Raw genomic sequence first — 23,799 nt, 5'->3', positions numbered from 1 at the left:
AAGGAGTTCCCCATGAACCATTCGAACCTCCGTAAGGCCCTGTTCGCCGCCGCTCTCGTTGCCGGTCTCGGCACGGTCCCGTTCGCTCAGGTCAATGCACAGGACTCCGCGGCGGCCACGAGCAAGGGCGACAACCAGACGGTCGCCGGCAAGGCGGACGACACGTGGATCACCACCAAGGTCAAGTCCGAGTTCGCCGCCAACAAGAGCGTCAAGGCCACCGACATTTCGGTCTCGACCGCTGACGGCGTCGTCACCCTGACCGGCACCGTCGCCACGGCGAAGGAAAAGAGCCACGCCGAGATGATCGCCAAGAAGATCAAGGGCGTGAAGAGCGTCGACGCGAGCGGCCTGACCGTGTCGGCTGCCGCACAGTAAGACTTCGCTTCGGCGGAATCGAAAAGGGAGCCGAAAGGCTCCCTTTTTTTGTGCGGTCCCGGGCAGCCTTCGCGCTCGCCTGATCCGATAGCCGCCAGCCAGTCCTGCTGACGACGCGCCCGCCTACCGGCTCAACATCCCGCCGAACGTCTGCTTGTCGTTCGTCGAGTCGATCTCGACACCTTCCAGCCCCTGCGACAGCGTATGCGCATCGCCGCCCTGGGCCAGCTTGATCCGCAGGCGCACTTCGTTCGAACTGTCCGCGTGACGCAGCGCGTCTTCGTACGAGATCTCACCAGCGTGGTACAGCTCGACCAGGCTCTGGTCGAACGTCCGCATGCCGAGCTGATTCGAGTCGCGCATCAGCTCCTTGAGCTTATGCACCTCACCCTGGCGGATGTAATCCTGCGCGAGCGGCGTGCCCAGAAGCACTTCCACCGCGACGCGGCGCGACTTGCCGTCCGGTGTCGGGATCAGCTGCTGAGCGACGATGCCCTTGAGGTTCAGCGAGAGGTCCATGAACAACGCGCTGCGACGATCTTCCGGGAAGAAGTGGAGGATACGGTCCAGTGCCTGGTTGGCATTGTTCGCATGCAGCGTGCACAGGCACAGGTGGCCCGTCTCCGAAAAGTTGATCGCGTGCTCCATCGTCTCGCGCGTACGCACCTCGCCGATCATGATGACGTCGGGCGCCTGGCGCAGCGTGTTCTTCAGCGCGTTTTCCCAGTTGTCGGTATCGATGCCGAGTTCGCGCTGGGTGATGATGCAGCCTTCGTGCTTGTGCACGTATTCGATCGGGTCCTCGATCGTGATGATGTGACCCGTGGAGTTCTGGTTGCGGTAGCCGATCATCGACGCGAGCGACGTGGACTTACCGGTACCGGTACCACCGACGAAGATGATGATGCCGCGCTTGGTCATCGCCAGCTGCTTGATGATCGGCGGCAGACTCAGTTCTTCCGGCGTGGGGATCTTCGACTCGATCCGGCGCAGCACCATACCGACGCAGTTGCGCTGGTAGAAGCACGACACACGGAAACGTCCGACACCCGAGGCGCTGATGGCGAACTGGCACTCGTGGGTCTTTTCGAACTCTTCGCGCTGAGCGGGCGTCATCACGTTCAGCACCATGTCGCGCGACTGCTGCGCGGACAGCGGGCTCTGCGTGATGGGAACGATGCGTCCCTGGACCTTCATGGAAGGTGCGACGCCGGCGGTGATGAACAGGTCGGATGCCTGCTTATGCACCATCAGCTTCAGAAAAGAGGTGAAATCGAATTCGCTCATGGCGGTCTGGTCCCCGTGTGCCGGACCGGGCCGGCGCCCCTGTCGCGATCATATACCGGCGACGGGGGCGCTTGCAGCGGACTGTTTCACGCCTTAGCGGAACGATTCCTTGTTCTTGGCGTACATCATGCCTTCCTGGCGGGTGATCTGGCCGCGCTTGACCAGATCGAGCAGGTTCTGGTCGAGGGTCTGCATGCCGTACTGCTGACCGGTCTGGATCGCCGAGTACATCTGGGCGACCTTATCCTCGCGGATCAGGTTACGGATGGCCGGGATGCCGACCATGATCTCGTGGGCCGCCAGACGACCGCCACCCACCTTCTTCAGCAGGGACTGCGAAATGACCGCGCGCAACGACTCGGACAGCATCGAGCGGACCATCGGCTTTTCGCCTGCCGGGAACACGTCGATGATGCGGTCGATGGTCTTGGCGGCCGACGAGGTATGCAGCGTACCGAACACCAGATGGCCGGTTTCCGCGGCGGTCAGCGCCAGGCGGATGGTCTCCAGATCGCGAAGCTCGCCGACCAGGATGTAGTCGGGATCCTCACGAAGTGCCGAACGCAGGGCCTCGTTGAAGCCATGGGTGTCGCGGTGCACTTCACGCTGGTTCACCAGGCACTTCTGCGAGGTATGCACGAATTCGATCGGATCCTCGACGGTGAGCAGGTGACCGTATTCGTTCTTGTTGATGTGATCGACCATCGCCGCCAGCGTCGTGGACTTGCCCGAACCGGTCGGCCCGGTGACCAGGATCAGGCCCTGCGGCTGTTCGATCAGCTCGCGGAAGATCTTCGGTGCGCCGAGGTCTTCCAGCGTGAGCACCTCGGAAGGAATGGTACGGAACACCGCGCCGGCACCACGGTTGTGGTTGAAGGCGTTGACGCGGAAGCGCGCCAGCCCGGGGATCTCGAACGAGAAGTCGGTCTCGAGGAACTCTTCGAAGTCGCGGCGCTGCTTGTCCGACATGATGTCGTAGATCAGCGAATGGACCTGCTTGTGCTCCAGCGCGGGGATATTGATACGCCGCACGTCACCATCGACGCGGATCATGGGCGGCAGGCCCGCGGAGAGGTGCAGGTCGGAGGCCTTGTTCTTCACTGAGAAGGCAAGGAGTTCGGCGATATCCATGAGGGTCCCCTTTCGATGTGGGGCATAGGTAAACACGCCGGAGGGTCGGCGGCAAGGCGCGGCACCATATATGCTTCGGTGACTGTGAAAACCATCGCGAACGGAGCGGACCACCCCATGAATCGGATCGCCTTTATCGGCGGCGGCAACATGGCCACGGCCTTGATCGCCGGCATGCTTCGCCACGGCGCCCAGCCCGGCGGCATCGCGGTGGCCGAGCCCCGCGCCGAGGCCCTGCAGGAGCTCTCCCGCGAATACGGCGTGGCCACGTACACCGACAACCTCGACGCCGCCGAAGGCGCGTCGATCCTCGTGCTGGCGGTGAAGCCGCAGATGATGACCGAGGTCTGCCGCGGCCTCCGTCCGGCGGTACAGAAATACCGGCCGGTGATCATCTCCATCGCGGCGGGCATCCGCATCGCCCAACTCGAGCGCTGGTTCGACGCCGCCCTGCCCGTGGTGCGCTGCATGCCCAATACGCCCGCCATGTTCGGCGCCGGCGCCACCGGGCTGTTCGCCAACGGGCGGGTGAGCGCACCGCAGCGGGCCGAGGCGCAGCACGTGCTGGACGCGGGCGGCCTGACCGTGTGGGTGCCTGACGAGGACCAGCTCGATATCGTCACCGCCCTCTCCGGCTCGGGCCCGGCGTATTTCTTCCTGATGGTCGAGGCACTGGAAAACGCGGCATTTTCTCAAGGGCTGTCCCGTGAGACGGCCCGGGCCCTCGCGGCGCAGACGGCGTTCGGCGCCGGGCGCATGCTGGTCGAATCCGGCGAGAGCGCCGCCACGCTGCGGCAACGCGTCACCTCCCCCAACGGCACCACCCAGGCTGCGCTGGAGAGCTTTCGCGACGATCATTTCCCTGCCATCGTGGCGCGGGCGGTCGACGCGGCGCGCCGACGCGGCTTTCAACTATCCGAAGACATGGAATCGAACACGTGAACTACCTGACCAACGCCGGCGGCCTGCTCCTTGAAGTCGCTTTCGGCGCACTCGTCACGCTTTTCATCCTGCGCATCCTCGCCGAAGCGTACCGGGCCGACTTCCACAACCCGATCTGCCAGTTCCTCTACCGGTTCACCAACCCGGTGCTGCGACCGCTGCGCAAGGTGCTGCCGCCCGTGCGCCGGGTGAACACCGGCGGCATCGTGATCGTGTACCTGCTCGAATGCGTCAAGTGGCTGCTGATCGCCGCCATGGCGGGCATCGCGCCGAACGTCCTCGGCCTGGCGATCACCGGCCTGGGCGAGACGCTGGATATCTTCCTGCTGACCTGGGTGGTGCTGGTCTTCGCCTGGTCGATCATGAGCATGCTCTCGACCGATCGCTACCACCCGGTGGCGCGTCTGGTGACGAGCCTGGCCGAGCCGCTGGTGCGGCCGCTGCGTGGGCGCATGACGATCGGCGGACTGGATTTCTCGCCGACCGTCGTGATTCTCGGCCTGATCCTGGCGCGGATGCTGATTGCCGCGCCGATCAAGGACTGGGGCGTATCCATGATGCTGGGCGCGGCAGGCTGAAGGCAGGAGCGCGCCCGGCGCGCTCCTATCTGCCCCCTACCCTACGAGCATCCGTCACGTTCGACAGCGCGCTCAACCGACCGAGCAGCGTCGAGAGCTGCTCATAGTCCTTCACTCGCAGCGTAAAGCGCATGTCGACCTCGCCCGTCCGCACATGCACGCGGCTGGAGGACGCGACGATGTGCGGTCCTGTGTTGCTGATCGTGGTGGCGACATCCTTCTGCAGCCCCTTCCGGTCGTAACCGCGCAGCTCGATGTCGATCTCGTAACTCTGCACCTCCACGCGGCCCCAGCTCACGTCGATGACGCGTTCGGGGCTGCGGCGTGCGAGCCGTGCCAGGCTGGCGCAATCGGAGCGATGAACCGATACGCCACGTCCGCGGGTGATGAAGCCACGCACCGGGTCGCCCGGCAGCGGCTGGCAGCAGCGCGCAAGCGTCGTGAGCAGATTACCCAGGCCCTCGATCGACAGCGCCCCGCGGTCGTGCTGGGCGGCGCGCGACGCGACGGGGTTGCCCGACTGCGTGATCTCCGGTTCCACCGGCTCCTGCAGTGACCGAGCCACCTGCCCCAGCGTGACCTCACCGAGTGCGATGGTGACGTAGAGCTCGTCGACCGACTTCAGGCGGAAGTGCGTGGCCAGCTTGGCCAGATCGACGTCGTCGAGCGCCAGCCGGCGCAGCTCCTTCTCGAGGGTGATCTTGCCCGTCACGATGTTGGCGTCGTGCGCCTCGCGCCGGAACCAGCCGCGCACCTTTTCCTTCGCGCGCGAGGTATGCAGATAACCATGATGGGCCGAGAGCCAGTCACGGCTCGGCTCCGACACCTTGGTGGTGAGGATCTCGATGCGGTCGCCGCTGCGCGGCTGCGTGGTCAGCGGCACGATGCGGCCGTTGAGCTTCGCGCCACGGCAGCGATGACCGACCTCGGTATGGATGTGGTAAGCGAAATCGAGCACGGTCGCACCGCGCGGCATGTCGATGACCTCGCCCTTGGGCGACAGCACATACACGCGGTCTTCCATCAGCTCGGTTTCGAAGCCCGCGGCGAGTTCGGCCTCGTCTTCACCGCGCGGTTCGAGCAGCTTGCGCATCCAGGCGATCTTCGCCTCGAATTCCGCATCGGCACCGCCGCCTTCCTTGTAACGCCAGTGCGCGGCCACGCCGAGTTCGTTAGCGCGGTGCATCTCGTGCGTACGGATCTGCACTTCCAGCGTCTTACCCTGCGGGCCCAGCACGGCGGTATGCAGCGACCGGTAACCGTTGCCCTTGGGTCGCGCGACGTAGTCGTCGAACTCGCCCGGCAGATGCGGCCACAGACTGTGCACGAGACCCAGCGCCGCGTAACAGTCGGCCACGCTGTCGACGAGGATGCGCACCGCGCGGATGTCGTAGAGGTCGGAGAACTCCAGCCCCTTCTTCTTCATCTTTTTCCAGATGGAGAAAATGTGCTTCGGACGCCCGGCGAGATCGGCATGCACGCCGGCACCGTCGAGCGTCTCGCGCAGCGTCGTCAGACTCGCGGCGATAAACGTCTCGCGATCGGTGCGGCGCTCGTCGAGCAGACGCGCGATACGGCGGTAGGTGTCCGGCTCCAGGTAACGGAAGGCGAGATCCTCCAGCTCCCATTTCAGCTGCCAGATACCGAGGCGATTGGCGAGCGGCGCATGGATGTCGGACGTGAGCTGGGCCAGTTCACGACGTTCGTGATCCGGCAAGGCCATGGCGGTGCGCATCGCGGCGAGCTGGCGTGCGAGCAGGACGAACACGACGCGGAGATCGCGGATGATCGCCAGCAACAGGCGACGCAGGCCTTCCGCGCCGCTCGCCGGACCGCGCTGCGCATGCAGTGCCCAGACCTTTTCCGCTTCGCCCTGCCCTTCGACCAGGCGGCGCAGTGTGAGCGCCCATGTCTTCGCCGCCTCGTCGGCCGCGCCGGGCAGCCCGTTGACCAGCGAAAACCACAGTGCCGAGGCGCAGGTTTCGTCATCGCAGCCGAGCAGGCGCAACAGCTCGATGACGGTCTCGCCTTCGGCCCGCGCCGCCACGGGCAGCACGGCACAGGCCTCGCGGGCACGCTCGGTCAGCGGCATCGCGTTGCCTTTCGCCTCCGGGGAGCGCGTCTCGCTCATGGCTTCATCCTCGCGGGTTTTCATCGTGACGCCGCCTGCGCGGTTTCCAGTGCCTTCGCCAGCCGTTTGGCTGAAACCGGCTCGGCCGTTTTCAGCTCCTGGGCAAACAGGGACACGCGCCATTCTTCGAGCAACCAGCGTAGCTCGCTCCAGTCCGTCGCATCCAGCGCGGTGCCGCCACCCTGCAGCAGTGCGCGCCAGTACGGCAGCACCTGCAGCATACGCGACTGGTCGCGCGCGGGATCCTGGCGGAGACGCTCGCCACGCAGACGCATGGCTTTCAGGTAACGCGGGATATGCGCGAGCCGGGTGGTCGGCAGTTCCCGCAGAAACCCCGGCTGCAACAAGGCCGCGAGTTGCTCGCGCAGGTCGTCGTAACTGGCTCTGGCGAAGCCCATCAGTGGCGGCTCCATCCACGGCTTGAGTTCGGCCTGTGCCTCGATAATCGGTTCGGCGAGCTTCTGCCGCGCCATCGCGGCGCCGAACAGCTTCTGGGCGAATTCCGTGCGCAAGGCTTCGAAGGCACCCTGGGTGCGCATGTCGAGCCGGCGACCGTCGAGCAGGTCGCTGAAGCCACCCTCCACGAGGTCCTCGCGCAGATCGTCGACACTGCCCATCGGCGCGTATTTGAGCGAAAGCGGATTGGCGATCGGCAACTGCCGTTTCGCGCGCTTGAATTCAGGGCCGAGCGCTTCACGCAGCAGCCGCTCCACACCGCCCGCATGTGCTTCGGCGGCCTCGTCGGCGCGCTCGAAGACACGCAACGCCACCGCTTCGCCGAGGTCGACCAGCGCGGGGTAGGCCTTCAGGCCGGCTTCGGACGTCACTTCCGCCGGGATCGATTCGAAGTCCCACGTGACGATGTCCTCGCGCGTGAGTTCGATGTCGGTCTTGCGCGAGAACGCTTCGCGCGCCTTGCCTTCCCACTGGGCACGAATCGCCGCAAGGTCACGGCCTTCGGCCACGGTGCGACCGTTTTCGTCGTGCACGCGGTAGCGCATCAGCAGGTGCGGTGGAAGCTCCGCATCGGCAAACGCCGCGGCGTCCACGTCGACACCCGTGGTTTTCTTCAGAAAACGGGCCAGCGCCAGCGGCAGGGATTCGTCGCGCGGCGATTCGGCTTCGGCGAACGCGCGTGCGAAGTCCGGCGCGGGCACGAAATTGCGCCGCAGCGCCTTCGGCAATGCACGGATCAGCTCGGCCACCTTGTCGGCGAGCAGGCCAGCGACCAGCCACTCGCCACGCGCCGTCGGCAACGCATTGAGGAAAGCCAGCGGCACATTCACGGTGACGCCATCGGCGTGATCGCCGGGGACGAAGCGGTATTCGAGCCGGTAGCGGTGCTGACCGATATCGAGGGAGGCGGGGAACGCCTTCGGATCGAGCCCGCTGCCGGTATCCATCACATCGGCGAGCGTCCAGCGCAAGGCGGCCTGTTCACCGGGCGATGCCTTCCGGTACCACGCGTCGAGCGCGCGTACGTCGGCGATCTCCTCAGGCAGCTTGCCGTGGAAGAAGGCGACCAGGTCGTCGTCGGAACGCAACAGCCCGGCGCGGCGCTGCTTGGCTTCGATGTCATGCGCCTGCTCGAGCACGCGCGCATTGGCTCGGACGAAGTCGGCGCGACTGTCGATATCCGCGCGCACCAGCGCCTCGCGCAGAAAGATCTCGTGCGCCAGCCTGGGATCCTGCCGGTGGAAGGTCACCGGACGACGCTCGACCAGCACCAGGCCGAACAGCGTGACCTGTTCGTACGCCACGACGGTCCCGCGCTTGCGCGACCAGTGGGCGTCGCGCGCCGTCGCGCGGACGAGGTGACTGGCCTGTGTTTCGATCCACGCCGGATCGACCCGCGCATTCATCATCGCCCAGATCCGCCCACCGATATCCAGGATCTGCGCGGCGAGGATCCATGCCGGCGGCGACTTGGCAAGCGCGGAACCGGGGAAGACCTGGAAGCGGCGCTCGCGCGTCCCGCGGAAGATGCCCTTCTCGTCCTTGTGGCCGACCTGGGTCGGCAGGCCCGCGAGGAGGCTGCGGTGCACGGCTTCGAAGAGCGCGTCCGCGTTGCCCTCACCCTGGTGGGAGCCAACCCTGTTGGCGATCTCCCCGCTTTGGTGGGAGCTGACCCTGTTGGCGACCGCACGGTTGCGGCGGCGCTTATCGCCAGCAGGGCTGGCTCCTGCCACAGCCGGCTTGCCCTGCACTGCCTTGTCCTCGGACTTATCCCGGTCCGACCAGCCGAGGTCGCGCGTCACCAGCACGAGCTGCCGGTGCAGCTCGCGCCACTCGCGCATGCGCATGAAGCTCAGGAAGTGACGCGAGCACCAGTCGCGCAGCTTCGACGAGGTGAGTTCCTCGGCGGCGGACAGATAGCCGCGCCACAGATTCAGCACGCCGACGAAGTCGGATTTCGGATCGGCAAACTGTGCATGAGCCGCATCGGCCTGGCCGCGCGCTTCCGGCGGACGCTCGCGTGGGTCCTGGATGCTGAGGAACGCGACGATCGTGGTCAGTTCGGCCAGCGAACCAAGCCGACGCGCTTCCACCAGCATGCGCGCCAGCTGCACATCGATCGGCAGACGCGCGACGGTACGCCCGGTCGCCGTAAGACGGCGGTCGTCGTCGATCGCACCGATCTCGGCGAGGCGGCGGTAGCCATCGGCCACGATGCGGGGATCCGGCGCTTCGAGGAACGGAAAGTCCTCCACCTCGCCCAGATCCAGCGCCAGCATGCGCAGGATCACGTTGGCGAGCGAGGATCGGAGCAGTTCCGGGTCCGTGAACTCCGGACGGAGATTGAAGTCGGCTTCTTCGTAAAGCCGATAGCAGATGCCCGGTCCCACGCGTCCGCAGCGGCCCTTGCGCTGGTTGGCGGCGGCCTGCGAAATGGGCTCGATATGCAGCCGCTCCAGCTGCCCCCGCTGACTGTAGCGTTTGACCCGCGCCGTACCGGGATCCACGACGTACCTGATGCGCGGCACGGTCAACGAGGTTTCGGCCACGTTGGTCGCCAGCACGATGCGCCGCTTCGGCCCGGGACGGAACACGCGATCCTGCTCGCTGGCGGAGAGTCGCGCGTAGAGCGCCACCACCTCGGTCTCACGGTACTGCTTGCGCGACAACAACAGATGGGTGTCTCGAATTTCGCGCTCGCCGGGCAGGAATACCAGCACGTCACCACGCGGATCCTCACGCGTGATGTCGTCCATCGCGTCCGCGATCTGCTGCGCGACATTGCCTTCGCCGCGCTCGCCGGGCGGCCGGTAGCGAACCTCGACCGGGTAGGTACGCCCCTCGACCTCAACCACCGGCGCATTGCCGAAATGGGTGGCGAAGCGCTCGGTGTCGATCGTCGCCGAGGTCACGATGATCTTCAGGTCCGGCCGGCGCTCGGCCAGCCGCCGGAGGTAGCCCAACAGAAAGTCGATGTTGAGGCTGCGCTCGTGCGCCTCGTCGATGATGATCGTGTCGTAGGCGGACAGCCAGGGATCCGACTGGGTCTCGGCCAGGAGGATGCCGTCGGTCATGAACTTGACCAGCGCCTGATCGGACACCTTCTCGGTGAAGCGCACCTGGAAGCCGACCTTGTCGCCTAGCGGCGTGCCCAGCTCCTCGGCCACGCGCGTGGCGACCGAACGTGCGGCAAGACGCCGCGGCTGCGTGCAACCGATCAGCCCCGCCTCGCCGCGCCCGGCCGCAAGGCACAGCTTCGGCAACTGCGTGGTCTTGCCCGAGCCGGTCTCACCGGCCAGCACGACGACCTGATTTTCGCGAATCAGCTTGATGATGTCTTCCGCGCGCGCCGCGATGGGCAGCGAGGCATCCACCGTGATCGCCGGCTTGGACGCGGCTCGCGCCGCGCGCCGCGCGCGCGACACCTCGATATCGGCGGCGAGGGCGTCCACGCGGGACGGATCCGGCTTGCGCTGGAGACCGCGCCAGCGCCCGAGCAGGCGACCGAAATCGCGGCTGGCCACGTGATTGAGCGCATCGCGCATCGCGCGCAGGCGCGGATCGGGCGACGGGGAACGGGCGGGAGGTGTGGTTGTACTCATGGGGACGCCAATAATAGCGTGCGCCTATGGACGGCATCGGAACGTTTCATTTCACCTCGTCCGGTCCGAACGTTAAGATTTCAATCCAAAGCAAGATCATTCCAAGGAGAGTCGTAAGATGGCCATCGATATCGGTATTGCCAAGAAAGACCGTGAAGCGGTCGCGAAGCACCTGTCCAAGCTGCTGGCGGACACGTATTCGCTGTATCTGAAGACCCACAACTTCCATTGGAACGTGACCGGGCCGCAGTTCAACAGCCTCCACGCCATGTTCGAGGTGCAGTACAACGCCCTGTGGCTGGCCGCCGACGAGGTCGCCGAGCGGATCCGCATCCTCGACGTGTTCGCCCCGGGCTCCTACAGCCAGTTCGGCAAGCTCACCTCGATCAAGGAAGAATCGGGCGTGCCCGAATGGAAGGACATGGTGGCCCAGCTGGTCGAAGGCCACGAGATCGCCGCCGCCACCTCGCGTGACACGATCAAGGCTGCCGAGGCCGCAGGTGACGAAGGTACGGCAGACATGGTCACCGGGCGCCTCAAGGAACACGAGAAGACCGCCTGGATGCTGCGCTCCCTCCTGAAATAAGCGGCAGCCCCTGTAGGAGCGCGCCATGCGCGCGATGGATTTCCCGCATCCCCGCCCTGTTGGCTTTTCGCGCGCGGGGCGCGCTCCTACCCGGTTGCGGCCCCCGGTTTCGGCTTTTTCTCTGAGGCCAGCCTGACCGGCTTTGCTGCAATGCGTTGAGCCGGTCCCTCGCGTTGGTTAAGCTCCCCCGGTTACCTTCTGACTCCATTTGGGGGCCGACCGGTCCGGGGATTGTTTTGAGCTCAGCCACCAAGACCGAACGAAGCCATCCGATTCTCGCCGCGCTGATCCTCGCGATCCTCGTCGCGGGCCTTAACTTCGGCCTCTGGCTGGTAGCCAATCTGCCCAACGGGCCGACCGACTGGCACGGCCCGATCCCGGGCTTCGCGTTCACCGCCTACCAGCGCTACCAAAACCCGATGAAGGGCGACTTCGCCACGGATCCGGAGATCGACAGCGATCTGAGGCTGGTCCGGAAGTATTCGCCCCGCATCCGCACCTACTCGATGCTGGAGAACCCGCAGACGGTTCGCCTGGCCGCGAAGGAAGGTCTGGACGTCATGGCGGGTGCCAACATCGACACGCGCCTCGAAAACAACGAGCGCGAGATCGAAGCGCTGATCGCCCAGGCCAACCGCTATCCCAAGACGATCACCCGGGTCATCGTGGGCAACGAGTCGCTGTTCCGCGGCGACATGAAGCCCGAGCAGATCATGGCGTACCTCGACCGGGTCCGTGCCGCGGTGCACCAACCGGTTTCCGTGGCCGAGCCGTTCCACGTCTGGATCCAGAACCCGGAGCTGGCCAACCACGTCGACTTCATCACGGTCCACCTCTTCCCCTACTGGAACGGCATCGAGACCCGTGCCGGCGTCGCCGACTCCATCGGCACCCGCAACGAGGACGGCAGCAACAACACCGACGGCAGCTACCAGGCCCTGCAGAAGACCTTCCCCGGCAAGCACATCGTCATCGGCGAGATCGGCTGGCCGTCCAACGGCGATCGCAACAAGTACGCTTACCCCAGCGTCTCCAACGAGGCGATCTTCCTCCGGGAATTCTTCAACGTGGCCAAGCGCAAGGGCATCGACGACTACTACGTCCTCGAAGCCATCGATCAGCCGTGGAAGGAAAACCTGGGCGAAGGCCGCACCGGCGCCTACTGGGGCATGTTCAACGCCGACCGCCAGCTGAAGTTCCCCTTCACCGGCCCGGTCACCGAGGACGTGGGCTGGCCCTGGAAGGCGCTCGCCGCTTCGGTCATCGCGTTCTTCCCGATGCTGTGGTTCGGCCTGCGCTTCAGCCGCTTCAAGCTGATGGGGCGCCTGTTCTTCATGGCGCTGATCCAGCTGGCCTGCGGCCTGATCGTCTGGTCGGCGACCCTGCCCTTCAATTTCTACCTCAGCCCGTTCGACTGGGCGATGCTGATCCTGCTGTTCCCCGCGCAGATCGCCATCCTCGGCATCCTGCTGATCAACGGCTTCGAGTTCACCGAGGTCCTCTGGGCCCGCAGCTGGATCCGCCATGCGGGCATGCTGCCCAAGGACCCGGTCGAGCGTCAGCCCTTCGTTTCCATCCACCTGGCCTGCCACAACGAGCCGCCGGAGATGGTCCAGATGACGCTGGACTCGCTGGCCGCGCTGGACTACGAGAACTACGAAGTCCTGGTGCTGGACAACAACACCAAGGACCCGGCGGTCTGGGAGCCGGTCAAGGCGTACTGCGAGCAGCTGGGCCCGAAGTTCCGCTTCTTCCACCTCGAACCGTGGCCCGGCTACAAGGCCGGCGCGCTGAACTTCGGCCTGACCGCGACCGACGAGCGCGCCGATGTGGTGGCCGTCATCGACGCCGATTACGTGGTGCGTGAAGACTGGCTTGCCTCCCTCACGGGTTACTTCCACGATTCGAAGGTCGCCGTGGTGCAGTGCCCGCAGGCCCACCGCGACTTCGAGAAGAACCGCTTCCGTCGCATGACCGCCTGGGAATTCGACGGCTTCTTCCGCATCGGCATGCACCACCGCAACGAGCGCAACGCGATCATCCAGCATGGCACCATGACCATGGTCCGTCGCTCGGCGCTGGAAGGCACCGGTGGCTGGTCCGAATGGACCATCTGCGAAGACGCCGAACTCGGCCTGCGCCTGATGCATTCGGGTTACGAGCTGGTCTACGTCGACGAGCTGATGGGCAAGGGCCTCACCCCGGCGGACTTCAAGGCGTACAAGAGCCAGCGCTACCGCTGGGCGTTTGGCGCCATGCAGATCCTCAAGGGCCGCTGGAACTGGATGACCCGCAAGGGTCCGCTCTCCGCCGGTCAGCGTTTCCACTTCCTCACCGGCTGGTTCAGCTGGTTCGCCGACGCGCTGCATTTCATCTTCACGATGATGGGCCTGCTCTGGACCGCGGGCATGATCTACGCGCCGGAGTACTTCAACCTGCCAATGCAGCTGTTCATGATCCCCGTGATCGGCTTCTTCTTCGCCAAGGCCATCTTCGGTGTGGTGCTGTACCGGGCACGTGTCCCGTGCGGCTGGTACGACACCATCATGGCATCGGTGGCCAGCATGGGCTTGTCGCACGCCATCGCGCGCGGCATCCTGCATGGCCTGACGCGCGAGAAGACGGCATTCGTGGTGACGGCCAAGAGCCGGCGCATGGGTGGCAGCAGCTTCGCCGCCTTCGCACCGGTGCGCGAAGAAGGCCTCATGGCCATCGCCCTGCTCTGCGCCGTGATCGGCATGGCCATGCATTACGGCACCGCCTATACGGAGAGCGAGCTGTGGATGTTCATCCTGGCCGCGCAGTCGATTCCGTACGTGTCCGCTCTGGTCGGCGCGTGGATCGCGCATACCTCGGGTGACGAGGCCGGTTGATTCAGCCTCGTTCACGTTTGTGTATCGACCTTACACGCCCGTCGCGGTAAGTTACGCCAAGACCTGACGTCAGGGGACGCTGGATGCGACCCCGCCTGGCTGCCGTCCTCGCGACGGCGTTTGTGAATCACGATCGGAACAGGACGCTCATGCGCCTTACCAGACGCCATGGACTGCTGCTTCTGCCGTGGTTCCTCCTGCCCACGCTCGCGCATGCCGGCATCGTCCTCCGTGTCGACGGTGTCGACGAGAACCTGAAGAACGCCGTGGTCGCCGGCGTCGACCTTTCCCAGTACGCCAAACGCGACGTCACCGCCGCTCAGGTTCGCCGCCTTTACGAGAAGGCGCCCGACCAGGTGCAGACCGCGCTTCGCCCCTACGGCTACTACGAGGCGACGGCGACGGGCGACCTCAACCAGGTCGGCAACGACTGGCAGGTGACGCTGCATGTGGTCCCCGGTACGCCGGTGAAGATCACGAAGGTGAATGTCACGGTCGATGACGACGCGAAGAAGGTGCCGACGATCCGTCGCGCCGTCCGCGGTGTCGAAAACCTCAAAGACCAGCCCATGAACGACGGCGCCTACGACGGCGCGCGCGACGCGGTCAGCGGCGCGCTGACCGCCACGGGTTACCTGGACGCCAGGCTCGTCACGCACAGCGTGGAAGTGAACCGGGCCGAGCACAGCGCCACGGTTAACCTGAAGTGGGAAGCCGGCCAGCGTTACCGGTACGGCCACGTCGTCTTCAAGAACTCGCAGTTCCGCGACGGTTTCCTCGATCGCTACGTGCCCTTCAAGAGCGGCGACTACTTCTCGCAGAGCCAGCTGCTGGAACTGCAGCAGGCGTTGAACGGCGCCGACTATTTCGCCGTCGTCAACGTCATCCCCGATACGGACAACGCGAAGGAAGGCACGATCGACATCGACGTCGAACTGGCGCCGGCCAAGCGGACCATCTACACCGGCGGTCCGTTCTTCGGCACGGATACGGGCCCGGGCCTGCGCGGCGGTATCGAGAAGCGCTGGATCAACGATCGCGGTCACAAGTGGAAGAATGAGCTGGTCGTCGCCACGCGCCTGAAGACGATCTCCACGCTGTACCAGATCCCGATGCCCGGCCCCAACCAGCGCAGCTTCAACTTCGGCGCGAATTACCGCGACGCCAACACCGTGACCTCGCAGTCGCGCACGTTGCAGCTGGTCGCCAATGAAACCCGTTTATGGCACGGCTGGACGCGCACGCTCGGCGTCAGCGCATTGTCCGGCACCTTCACCGTCGGCAAGCGTGGCGATGAAGCCGACAGCGCCGCGGGCCTCGAACACGGTCGCAGCACCCTGCTCTACCCCGAGGTGACGCTGAGCAGGAAGAAGGGCGACAACCCGACCTTCGTGCGCAGCGGCTGGTCGATCACCGTCACCGGACGCAGCACCGTGGGCGGTCTGCTCTCCGACGCCAGCTTCTCGCAGGTGATCGGCGACGTGAAATGGATTCAGTCGTTCTGGGGCCGCAACCGCCTGATCCTGCGCGGCACCGCCGGCAAGATCTGGACCGACAACTTCAGCGACCTGCCGCCGCAGCTGCGCTTCTTCGCCGGTGGCGATCGCTCCGTGCGCGGTTACGACTTCGAGAGCATCGGTCCGCGAAACAGCTACGGTCGCGTGATCGGTGGCGAAGGCCTGCTGGTCGGCAGTACCGAGGTCGAGCACTACTTCACCCGCAACTGGGGCATGGCCGCCTTCGTCGACGCCGGCAACGCGTTCACGGGCACCGATTACAGCCCGCGCATCGGCGCCGGCCTGGGCGTCCGCTGGCTGTCACCGGTCGGCATGATCCGCGCGGATATCGGCGTGCCGGTCGGCGACAAGAACGAACACGGCATCCACCTTCACGTCGTCATCGGGCCCGACCTGTGAGCAGCACCGGCATGAAATGGTTTCTCCGTATCGGTATCGCGCTCGGTGCGCTGTTGCTCGTCGTCGTGCTGGCCGTGTGGTGGCTGGTCGGCACGGCATCCGGCCTGCGCTTTGCGCTGGCCCGTGCACAGGGTTTCACCGACAATGCCCTGACCGTCGACAAAGCCGAAGGTCGTCTCGCCGGCCCGCTCGATCTCGCTGGCGTCCGCTACCGCGACGGCAAGGGCATGGACGTGCGCGTCGCGTCGGCGCACCTCGACTTCTCGTTCGGCGCACTGCTGCGCAAGACGGCGCACGTGTACACGCTCACCGCCGACGGGATCGACGTGGCGCTAGGCCCCAGCGAGCCCGACACGCAGCCGTCCGAGCCGTTCTCGCTCAAGCCGCCGCTGGACATCGTGCTGGACAAGGTCAAGGTCGGGCACGTCCGCGTGACCCGGCAGGGCCAGCCGTTGTTCGAATCCAACTCGCTGGATCTCGCTGGCTCCTGGACCGCGAAAGGCATTGCACTGAAGACGCTCGCGCTGCGCGCGCCCGATGGTCAGGCCGACCTCGGTGGCACGCTGGCGGTGGGCAAGAACTATCAGGGTGACGGCAAGGCCAGCTTCCGCTGGAAAGTCGGCGATATCGATTACGCGGGCAATGTCGAAGCGCATAGCGACGGCGACAAGGCCCACACCATCGTCAAGCTCACGCTCCCGCTCGTCGCGCAGGTCGATGCGAATCTGACGCAGAGCGGCGACTTCCCGTGGACGGCGTCCATCGACGCGCCCCGCTTCGATCCCAAGCCGCTGATCGGCGACAGCAGCCTGACCTCGCTCGGCCTGGCCGTGAAAGGCAGCGGCGACCGCTACGGCGCCAACCTCACCGGCGATCTCGACCTCAACGATTGCCGGGTGCACCTCGCGCCGCTGAAGGCCACGTTCGACCACGAGTACAAGCGCCTGACGCTGGACGAGCTCACGGTCGGCTCGCCGCAGGTCAAGGGGACGCTCACGGCAAAGGGCACCGTGGAGATTGCCGCCACGCCGTTGTCGGCGGATCTCGCGCTCAACTGGAAGGACGTGCTGGTCCCGGCCAGCGTCGCCGGCCAGGATCTCGCCAGCACCGGCCAGCTCGGCTTCAAGGGCAGCGCCGAGGCGTACCACGCCGCGGGCGATATCGACATCGGCCCGCCCGGTCACGTCGGCAAGTTCACGCTCGATGTCGATGGCAAGCCCGACCTCATCACGATGCACACCGTGCAGCTCAGGCAGGCCAACGGCAGCCTCGGCGCCAGCGGCACGCTGACGCTGCAGCCCGCGCTCGCGTGGAAACTCGACGTCAAGGGCGACCGCTTCGATCCCGGCCAGTTGCTTGCCGAATGGCCGGGTGCGCTGAATATCGACATGTCGACCGAAGGTCGTCTGGTCGACAACCAGCCGCTGGGCACGCTCACGCTGCGCAAGCTCGACGGCACCCTGCGCCAGCGTCCGCTGCGCGGCAACGGCGAGCTCACGCTGAAACCCAACGAAGTCGTCAACGGCACGCTCGACGTTGCCTCCGGCGGCAGCACGATTCGTCTGGATGCCAGGGGCGACACGTCGAACGACGCGACGCTGAAGCTCGCCATCGCCTCGCTCGGGGACTGGCTGCCTGACGCGGGTGGACGCGTGCAGGGTGACATTTCGGCGAAGGGCAATGTGCCGAAGCTTGCGGTGAAAGCGAACGTGCGCGGCAGCGCCATCGTCTACGCGGGGCAGAAGATCGACGCGCTAACCGTCGATGCCGATGTGCCCGACGTGAGCGCGCCGGGCGGCAAGCTCGCCGTTGTCGGTACCGGCGTCAATGCGGGTGGATTGCTGTTCGAGCGCCTTGCCGTCAACGCCAACGGCACGCAAGAGAAGCACCAGCTCAGCATCGACGCGAAGGGTCGCCCGCTCACCGCCGACCTGCAGCTGTCGGGCGGCCTGCGCGACGGTGCCTGGAACGGCACGCTGTCCACGCTCAATATCGACTACCAGAATCTGCCGCGCTGGCGCCTGCAGAACGCGAGCCAGCTCGCGTACAAGGACGGCGCGATGAGCATGAGCGACCTGTGCTTCACGGCCGGCGATCCCCTGCTCTGCGTGGCCGCCAGACAGGATAAGGGTGGCAACCTCGACGCCAGCTACCGCCTACGTCAGGTGCCGCTCGCCTTGCTCATGACCGCGGCCGAGGCGTCGGATAGCCCGATGCGTGCCGACGGCATCATCGAAGGTGACGGCAGCATTCGTCGCACCGCCGCCGGCGCCCTGTCAGGTCAGGCGAATGTTCACTCCGCGCACGGCACTGTCGCTTATGCCGACCACGCCGACCAGCCTCTGCTGGTATACGACAACCTGACGGCCAATGCGCAGCTTGCGCCCGATAATCAGCGTTTGACGCTCAGCGCCAACCTCAATGACGGCGGTACGCTGGCCGGCAACGTATCGCTCACCGGCGCGCAGCAGGCGCTCGGCGGCAACGTTGCGCTGCATCTGAAGAACCTTGGCCTCATCGAGCTGTTCACGACGGAACTCGCCGAAGTGAAGGGCGGCCTCGATGCGAACTTCAACCTCGGCGGCACCGTTGCCAATCCTGCCGTCACCGGCCAGGCCGTGGTCGATAGCTTCGCGGCGGAAGTACCGAGCGCCGGCCTCAAGCTGAAGGACGGCCGCTTCAGCGTAAACACCACCGATGCGAAGAACTTCGCTGTCGACGGTACGGTGCGCTCCGGCGACGGCACGCTCGGCATCAAAGGCACCGCGCTGATCGGTACCGGCGCGACAATGCGCATCGGCGTGGAAGGCTCCAAATTCACCGCCGTCGACATCCCCGCGGCGAAGGCGATCATTTCGCCCAACCTGACGATCGTGCAGGATGCGAAGGGCATGAACGTCACCGGCAAGGTCGGTATCGATCTGGCGGACGTCAACGTCGAGCGACTGCCCGGTTCCGGCGCGACCAAGGCGTCGGCCGACGTCGTGGTCGTCGATGACAAACAGCAGGAGGCCGCCGCTGAAGCGACGCCGATCAGCGCGGATATCCGCGTCGATCTGGGGCAGAAGGTTCACCTGGTCGGTTTCGGCATCGATGGTCGTATCACCGGTCAGCTCGATGTACGTGAGCGTCCCGGTCGTGCGACGACGGGTCAGGGCCAGATCGGCGTCGACGGTACCTATAAGGCCTACGGTCAGGACCTGAGGATCGAACAGGGTCAGCTGTTGTTCGCCAGCACGCCCATCGACAATCCCGGCCTCAATATCCGCGCGGCGCGTACGCTCAACCCGAACGCCACGATCGACGACGGGCAGAAGGTCGGCCTGTACGTCTCCGGCACCGCGCAGCGTCCCATCCTTACCGTGTTCTCGAATCCCGTGATGGAACAGTCCGACGCTCTCTCCTACCTCGTCACCGGCAAGCCGCTGTCGCAGGTGAAAGGTGGCGAAGGGAACATGGTGGGTGCCGCCGCACAGGCGCTGGGCTCGGCCGCTGGCGACCTGCTGGCGAAGAGTGTCGGCTCGAAGATCGGCGTCGACGACATCGGCGTATCGAACAACGATGCGCTGGGTGGCACCTCGGCATTCACCGTGGGCAAGTACCTCTCACCCCGGCTCTACCTCAGCTACGGCGTGGGCCTGTTCGACCCGGGTCAGGTCATCACCCTGCGCTACCTCTTCAGCCACAAGTGGAACTTCGAAGCGCAGAACGCGACAGACTTCAGCCGCGCCAGCCTCAACTACCGCCTCGAACGCTGACCGATGGTGCCGCGTCCCCCAGGCCGCGGCACCCAAAGGTAGGAGCCAGCCTGCTGGCGAACCCTCAACGCCGCTAAAGCCGACGAGGCGATGCCTCACACGTGGTTCCCACCCCCATCACGATCCACATGATTCCCTCGTCCCGATAGATACAGATATCGGAGACGAGTCATGACATCCCGCAAAGCCGAAGAGATCCAGCACGAAGGCGCTTCCGGTGGCTGGGGCTCCGTCTCCGGTATGGCCAAGGTGCTCCTGCGAGAAAAGCCAACGCCGGCCTCCCTCGACACCCTGCTTCACCAGAACAAACCCCACGGCTTCATGTGTACATCGTGCGCCTGGGGCAAGCCAAAACATCCGCACAAATTCGAATTCTGCGAGAACGGCGCCAAGTCGACCCTGTGGGAGCTGACATCGGATCGCTGCACGCCCGACTTCTTCGCCGCACATACGGTTACGGAGTTGCTCGACTGGCAGGACTACGACCTCGAGATGCAGGGTCGCCTGACCGAGCCCATGCGCTACGACGCCGCGACGGATAAATACCTCGCCTGCACCTGGGACGAAGCTTTCGCAGGCATCGGAGCGACACTCAGGACGCTGGACCCGAAGTCCGTTATTTTCTACGCCTCCGGCAAGTCCGCACTCGAACAGTCCTACCTCTACGGACTTACCGCGCGCTTCTACGGCAACAACAACCTGCCCGACAGCTCGAACATGTGTCACGAAACGACCTCGGTCGGCCTGAAGCAGGTCATCGGGTCGCCGGTCGGGACCTGCGTACTCGAAGACTTCGAGACGTGCGACGTGATCCTCTACTTCGGCCAGAACCCGGGCACCAACAGTCCGCGCTTTCTCCATCCGCTGCAGGAAGCCGTTAAGCGGGGCTGCAAGATCCTCACGTTCAATCCCGTACGCGAACAAGGCTTGGTTCGCTTCATCAATCCGCAGAACCCGATGCAGATGCTGAGCGGCCACGCCACCGAACTTTCGCACATGTATCTGCAGGTGCGCCCGGGCGGCGACATCGCGGCAATGATGGGCATGTGCAAGCATGCGTTCGCCCTCGATGCGGCCCGTCGCGAAGGTGGCGAAGACGGTGTTTTCGACCGTGACTTCATCGCCCAGCACACCAGCGAGTTCGACGACTTCGCCACGAAGGTACATGCGACCGCGTGGCACGATATCGAACGCGAATCCGGTCTTACGCGTGCGGACCTCGAAGCCGCCGCGGACGTCTACGCCACCGCGAAGAACGTCATTGCCGTCTACGGCATGGGACTGACGCAGCATGTCCACGGAACTCAGTCCATCGGCATGCTGGTGAACATGCTGCTGCTTGGCGGTCATATCGGCCGCGACGGGGCGGGCGCATGCCCGGTGCGTGGTCATTCCAACGTTCAGGGCCAGCGTACGGTCGGCATCTCGGAGAAGCCGGAGCTGGTACCGCTCGATGTACTCGCCAGGCAGTTCGACTTCGAGCCGCCGCGCGACAAGGGCATGGGTACGGTGGAAACCTGCGAAGGCATTCTCGCCGGCACGGTGAAAGGATTCATCAGCCTTGGAGGCAATTTCGTCCGAGCCATCCCCGACCAGGAGATCGTGGAGGCCGCGTGGTCCGCGCAGGCGATCACGGTCTATATCGCGACCAAGCTCAATCGCAGCCATCTCGTGCATGGCAAGGCCTCCTATCTCCTGCCCTGCCTCGCGCGTTCCGAGGACGACGTGCAGGCGTCGGGAAGCCAGTCCGTATCGATGGAGGACAGCTTCAGCCACATCCATGGCTCGATCGGCAAGCGGAAACCGGCCAGTGAGCACCTGCGATCCGAGGTAGCCATCGTCGCCGGCATCGCCAAGGCGACGCTGCCTCCCAACCCGACATGGCGCTGGGATGAGTGGACCGCTGACTACGGCAAGATCCGCGATCTGATCGAAGCGACATACCCGGACCAGTTCAAGGATTACAACGCGCGCATGTTCGACGCCGGCGGCTTCTATCGCGGGAATCCGGCGCGTGAACGTGACTGGAAAACAGAGACCGGCAAGGCAAGGTTCACCACGCCGACCGTTCTCTCGGCCGTCGGCGTCGGTGACGCGCCTGGCCGGTACCACCTGATCACGATGCGGTCCAACGATCAGTTCAACACGACGATCTACGGACATAGTGACCGGTTGCGTGGGCTCGAGGGCTCGCGATCCGTGTTGCTGATGAACCCGCAGGATATCGAGCGCGATGGGCTCCACGTGGGCGACGTGGTGTCGCTGGTTGGCGATGCTGGCGATGGCGCCGAACGGTTGGTGGGAGGCCTCACCGTTACGGCGTTCAATCTGCCTTCGGGCTGCGTCGGCGGATACTACCCGGAAATGAACCCGCTTATGCCCTTGTGGTACCACGACGTGGATTCGAAGACGCCCGCGGCCAAGGGTGTGCCGGTGCGAATCTCCGCCGGAAAAGAACCCACATGATCGGAGGACGTGATCGCATTCAATAGCTGTCATGTCGGGAAAAATGTGACGCCGGTCTCGCCCCGAATTCCGCAGATGCAGCATTGTGCCCATTCACAATCAGCTGCCAGGGAAAGGTATGAAGACCGTCTTCGGGATTCTGTGTCTGTTTGTCATGACGATGGCCTCCGCTCAAGCCGAGGAAATATGGTTTGCGCTGGATCCTGGCTACCCTATGCCACCGGATCTCGTGCACTATTCGAGTGCTGAAGACGCGTGCCGTGCGGGTTACGCGAAAGACGTCGACTACCTGTCGCAGTTCGACAACGATTACATGCTGGCGTATCGGCCGCCCGTTTGGAATCCGCTCACATTGCCGTACGTGACGTACGATTGCGTCGAAAGCTGGACCGGCACCATCGATGGCTCCTCATGGTCGGTCTCTGACTTTCGCCATATCATTAGTGTCCAGGGTGAGATGTGCCGACCCGGGCTAGTGTTCGATCCCTATGCGGGGAAGTGCGGACCGCTCAGCGATTACGCGCAGCGTAGACAGAACGGCGATCCCAATAACGATCCGGGCAACCATCCAGACAACTGTGCCGGTAACCCGATCAATATCGCCATTGGCAACAAGTTCGAGCGGCAGATCGATTTCGCGGATGCCGACGGCGAGCTTCGTTTCGAACGTTTCTACAATGGCGCAGAAGGCCGCTGGCGGCACAGTTACGGCGCGTCTCTCATTGTCACGAACGGCTCGGCCATCCTGACCTTCGAGGACGGTCGCGCGTCGATCTTTACCGTGACGGCGAACGTTGCAACGGCCGAGTCCAATGAGCGTGGCAGTCTGGCGAAATCAGGCGCCAACTGGGTCTATTCGTCACCCACAAATGAAACCATGACCTTCAACAGTGATGGTCAGCTGACGGCCTGGAAGCTTGCGTCTGGGCTTACCCAGAAGCTCACCTACGATTTCGACGAAAACTACAACAACCTCGTCACCGTCACGGATTCGCGCGGCCATGTCCTGTCCTTTACGGAAGACTTCAGCTCGCACCTTGTCAAGCTGACGGCGGGCGCACTGACCGCAACTTACGTTTACAGCGATGGCGGCACGCTGACGTCGGTCACGCGGGCGCTCGGCGGCAAGTCGGTGTCACGGTCCTATGTATATGACGATCCGAACAACCCACTCCTTCTGACCGGCCTTATCGACGAGAAGGGCGTCAGGGCTGCGACCTGGACCTACGATACCCAGGGACGAGCCACGTCCAGCCAGCATAGCGGCGGTGCGGACAAAACGACTGTCTCCTACGCCGACGACGGCACGACGACGGTGACCAATGCACTGGGCCACGTCGTCACGTACAAATATGCGCTCGTGGCTGGCACGAAGCAGATGATGTCGGTATCGGGTGCCCCTGCCCCCGGCTGCCCGATCAGCAACTCGTCCTTCACCTATGACGCCCGCGGACAGATCGCGACGCAGACCGACGCACTCGGCCACATCACCGCCTTTGTCTACGACACGCAAGGCCGCATCATTTCCAAAACCGAAGCCAAGGGCACCGCCCAGCAGCGCGTCACGACCACCACCTGGGACGGCACCAGCTTCCGGCCCAAGACGGTGACCACCGCCGACCGGGTCACGACCTACACCTACGACATCCAGGGCCGCCTGCTCTCCACCCAGACGCATTCGATCAAGGAGTGATG

Annotated in this window: 13 protein-coding genes; 9 read left to right on the top strand and 4 right to left on the bottom strand. The window is 64.8% G+C overall.

Annotation, left to right across the window (positions count from 1 at the left end; genetic code table 11):
• The first annotated feature begins 12 nt into the window (after positions 1 to 12).
• Positions 13 to 378 carry a BON domain-containing protein gene (locus tag B5X73_RS16295; protein ID WP_036111283.1) on the top strand — a complete coding sequence of 122 codons (366 nt, stop codon included), beginning with the start codon at positions 13 to 15 and terminating at the stop codon, positions 376 to 378.
• 123 nt (positions 379 to 501) lie between these two features.
• Here B5X73_RS16295 and B5X73_RS16290 read toward each other — a convergent pair whose 3' ends face one another.
• Both B5X73_RS16290 and B5X73_RS16285 read right to left on the bottom strand, forming a co-directional pair.
• Positions 502 to 1,665, bottom strand: a complete 1,164-nt coding sequence (locus B5X73_RS16290) for a PilT/PilU family type 4a pilus ATPase (protein WP_036111280.1) — start codon at positions 1,663 to 1,665, stop codon at positions 502 to 504.
• A gap of 93 nt (positions 1,666 to 1,758) precedes the next feature.
• Entirely contained in the window at positions 1,759 to 2,796 is a 1,038-nt protein-coding gene (locus B5X73_RS16285; protein ID WP_036111278.1) for a type IV pilus twitching motility protein PilT, read from the bottom strand.
• A 117-nt stretch (positions 2,797 to 2,913) separates the two neighbouring features.
• Here B5X73_RS16285 and proC point away from each other — a divergent pair, with 117 nt between their 5' ends.
• Both proC and B5X73_RS16275 read left to right on the top strand, forming a co-directional pair.
• Positions 2,914 to 3,738: a pyrroline-5-carboxylate reductase gene (gene proC / locus B5X73_RS16280; protein WP_079522560.1), complete on the top strand. Its 825-nt coding sequence runs from the start codon at positions 2,914 to 2,916 to the stop codon at positions 3,736 to 3,738.
• Entirely contained in the window at positions 3,735 to 4,316 is a 582-nt protein-coding gene (locus B5X73_RS16275) for a YggT family protein (RefSeq protein ID WP_079522559.1), read from the top strand. The genes proC and B5X73_RS16275 overlap by 4 nt, the downstream gene beginning before the upstream one ends.
• Before the next feature lie 25 nt (positions 4,317 to 4,341).
• Here the strand turns inward: B5X73_RS16275 and B5X73_RS16270 are convergent, their stop codons facing one another.
• Positions 4,342 to 6,447: a bifunctional (p)ppGpp synthetase/guanosine-3',5'-bis(diphosphate) 3'-pyrophosphohydrolase gene (locus B5X73_RS16270; protein ID WP_079522585.1), complete on the bottom strand. Its 2,106-nt coding sequence runs from the start codon at positions 6,445 to 6,447 to the stop codon at positions 4,342 to 4,344.
• Between the two features lie 20 nt (positions 6,448 to 6,467).
• Positions 6,468 to 10,505 (bottom strand): ATP-dependent RNA helicase HrpA, encoded by a 4,038-nt coding sequence (gene hrpA / locus B5X73_RS16265; RefSeq protein ID WP_079522558.1) that lies wholly within the window; start codon positions 10,503 to 10,505, stop codon positions 6,468 to 6,470.
• A gap of 118 nt (positions 10,506 to 10,623) precedes the next feature.
• On the opposite strand from hrpA, the gene B5X73_RS16260 reads away from it, so the two are divergent.
• The 6 genes from B5X73_RS16260 (at position 10,624) to B5X73_RS16235 (ending at position 23,797) form a co-directional block, all read left to right on the top strand.
• Positions 10,624 to 11,091 (top strand): Dps family protein, encoded by a 468-nt coding sequence (locus B5X73_RS16260; protein WP_043695287.1) that lies wholly within the window; start codon positions 10,624 to 10,626, stop codon positions 11,089 to 11,091.
• 230 nt (positions 11,092 to 11,321) lie between these two features.
• The gene (locus tag B5X73_RS16255; protein WP_239709174.1) at positions 11,322 to 13,964 is read left to right on the top strand and encodes a glycosyltransferase; all 2,643 of its coding nucleotides are present in this window, start codon (positions 11,322 to 11,324) and stop codon (positions 13,962 to 13,964) included.
• A gap of 149 nt (positions 13,965 to 14,113) precedes the next feature.
• Positions 14,114 to 15,880, top strand: coding sequence for an autotransporter assembly complex protein TamA (locus tag B5X73_RS16250; protein WP_079522583.1), 1,767 nt, complete (start codon positions 14,114 to 14,116; stop codon positions 15,878 to 15,880).
• 11 nt (positions 15,881 to 15,891) lie between these two features.
• Positions 15,892 to 19,638, top strand: coding sequence for a translocation/assembly module TamB domain-containing protein (locus tag B5X73_RS16245; RefSeq protein WP_079522582.1), 3,747 nt, complete (start codon positions 15,892 to 15,894; stop codon positions 19,636 to 19,638).
• 171 nt (positions 19,639 to 19,809) lie between these two features.
• Positions 19,810 to 22,104, top strand: a complete 2,295-nt coding sequence (locus tag B5X73_RS16240) for an FdhF/YdeP family oxidoreductase (protein ID WP_079522557.1) — start codon at positions 19,810 to 19,812, stop codon at positions 22,102 to 22,104.
• A 118-nt stretch (positions 22,105 to 22,222) separates the two neighbouring features.
• Positions 22,223 to 23,797, top strand: coding sequence for a DUF6531 domain-containing protein (locus tag B5X73_RS16235; RefSeq protein WP_079522556.1), 1,575 nt, complete (start codon positions 22,223 to 22,225; stop codon positions 23,795 to 23,797).
• Positions 23,798 to 23,799 lie beyond the last annotated feature (2 nt).

Origin of the sequence: Luteibacter sp. 22Crub2.1 (assembly GCF_900167995.1) — a bacterium.
Taxonomy (GTDB): Bacteria; Pseudomonadota; Gammaproteobacteria; order Xanthomonadales; family Rhodanobacteraceae; genus Luteibacter; species Luteibacter mycovicinus.
This window is presented reverse-complemented; position numbering and strand designations above follow the sequence as displayed.

Coding starts and splice junctions, on each gene's coding strand:
- B5X73_RS16290 (WP_036111280.1), bottom strand. CDS start 1,665: ATGAGCGAATTCGATTTCACCTCTTTTCTGAAGCTGATGGTGCATAAG.
- B5X73_RS16270 (WP_079522585.1), bottom strand. CDS start 6,447: ATGAGCGAGACGCGCTCCCCGGAGGCGAAAGGCAACGCGATGCCGCTG.
- B5X73_RS16295 (WP_036111283.1), top strand. CDS start 13: ATGAACCATTCGAACCTCCGTAAGGCCCTGTTCGCCGCCGCTCTCGTT.
- hrpA (WP_079522558.1), bottom strand. CDS start 10,505: ATGAGTACAACCACACCTCCCGCCCGTTCCCCGTCGCCCGATCCGCGC.
- B5X73_RS16285 (WP_036111278.1), bottom strand. CDS start 2,796: ATGGATATCGCCGAACTCCTTGCCTTCTCAGTGAAGAACAAGGCCTCC.
- B5X73_RS16240 (WP_079522557.1), top strand. CDS start 19,810: ATGACATCCCGCAAAGCCGAAGAGATCCAGCACGAAGGCGCTTCCGGT.
- B5X73_RS16260 (WP_043695287.1), top strand. CDS start 10,624: ATGGCCATCGATATCGGTATTGCCAAGAAAGACCGTGAAGCGGTCGCG.
- B5X73_RS16250 (WP_079522583.1), top strand. CDS start 14,114: ATGCGCCTTACCAGACGCCATGGACTGCTGCTTCTGCCGTGGTTCCTC.
- proC (WP_079522560.1), top strand. CDS start 2,914: ATGAATCGGATCGCCTTTATCGGCGGCGGCAACATGGCCACGGCCTTG.
- B5X73_RS16235 (WP_079522556.1), top strand. CDS start 22,223: ATGAAGACCGTCTTCGGGATTCTGTGTCTGTTTGTCATGACGATGGCC.
- B5X73_RS16245 (WP_079522582.1), top strand. CDS start 15,892: ATGAAATGGTTTCTCCGTATCGGTATCGCGCTCGGTGCGCTGTTGCTC.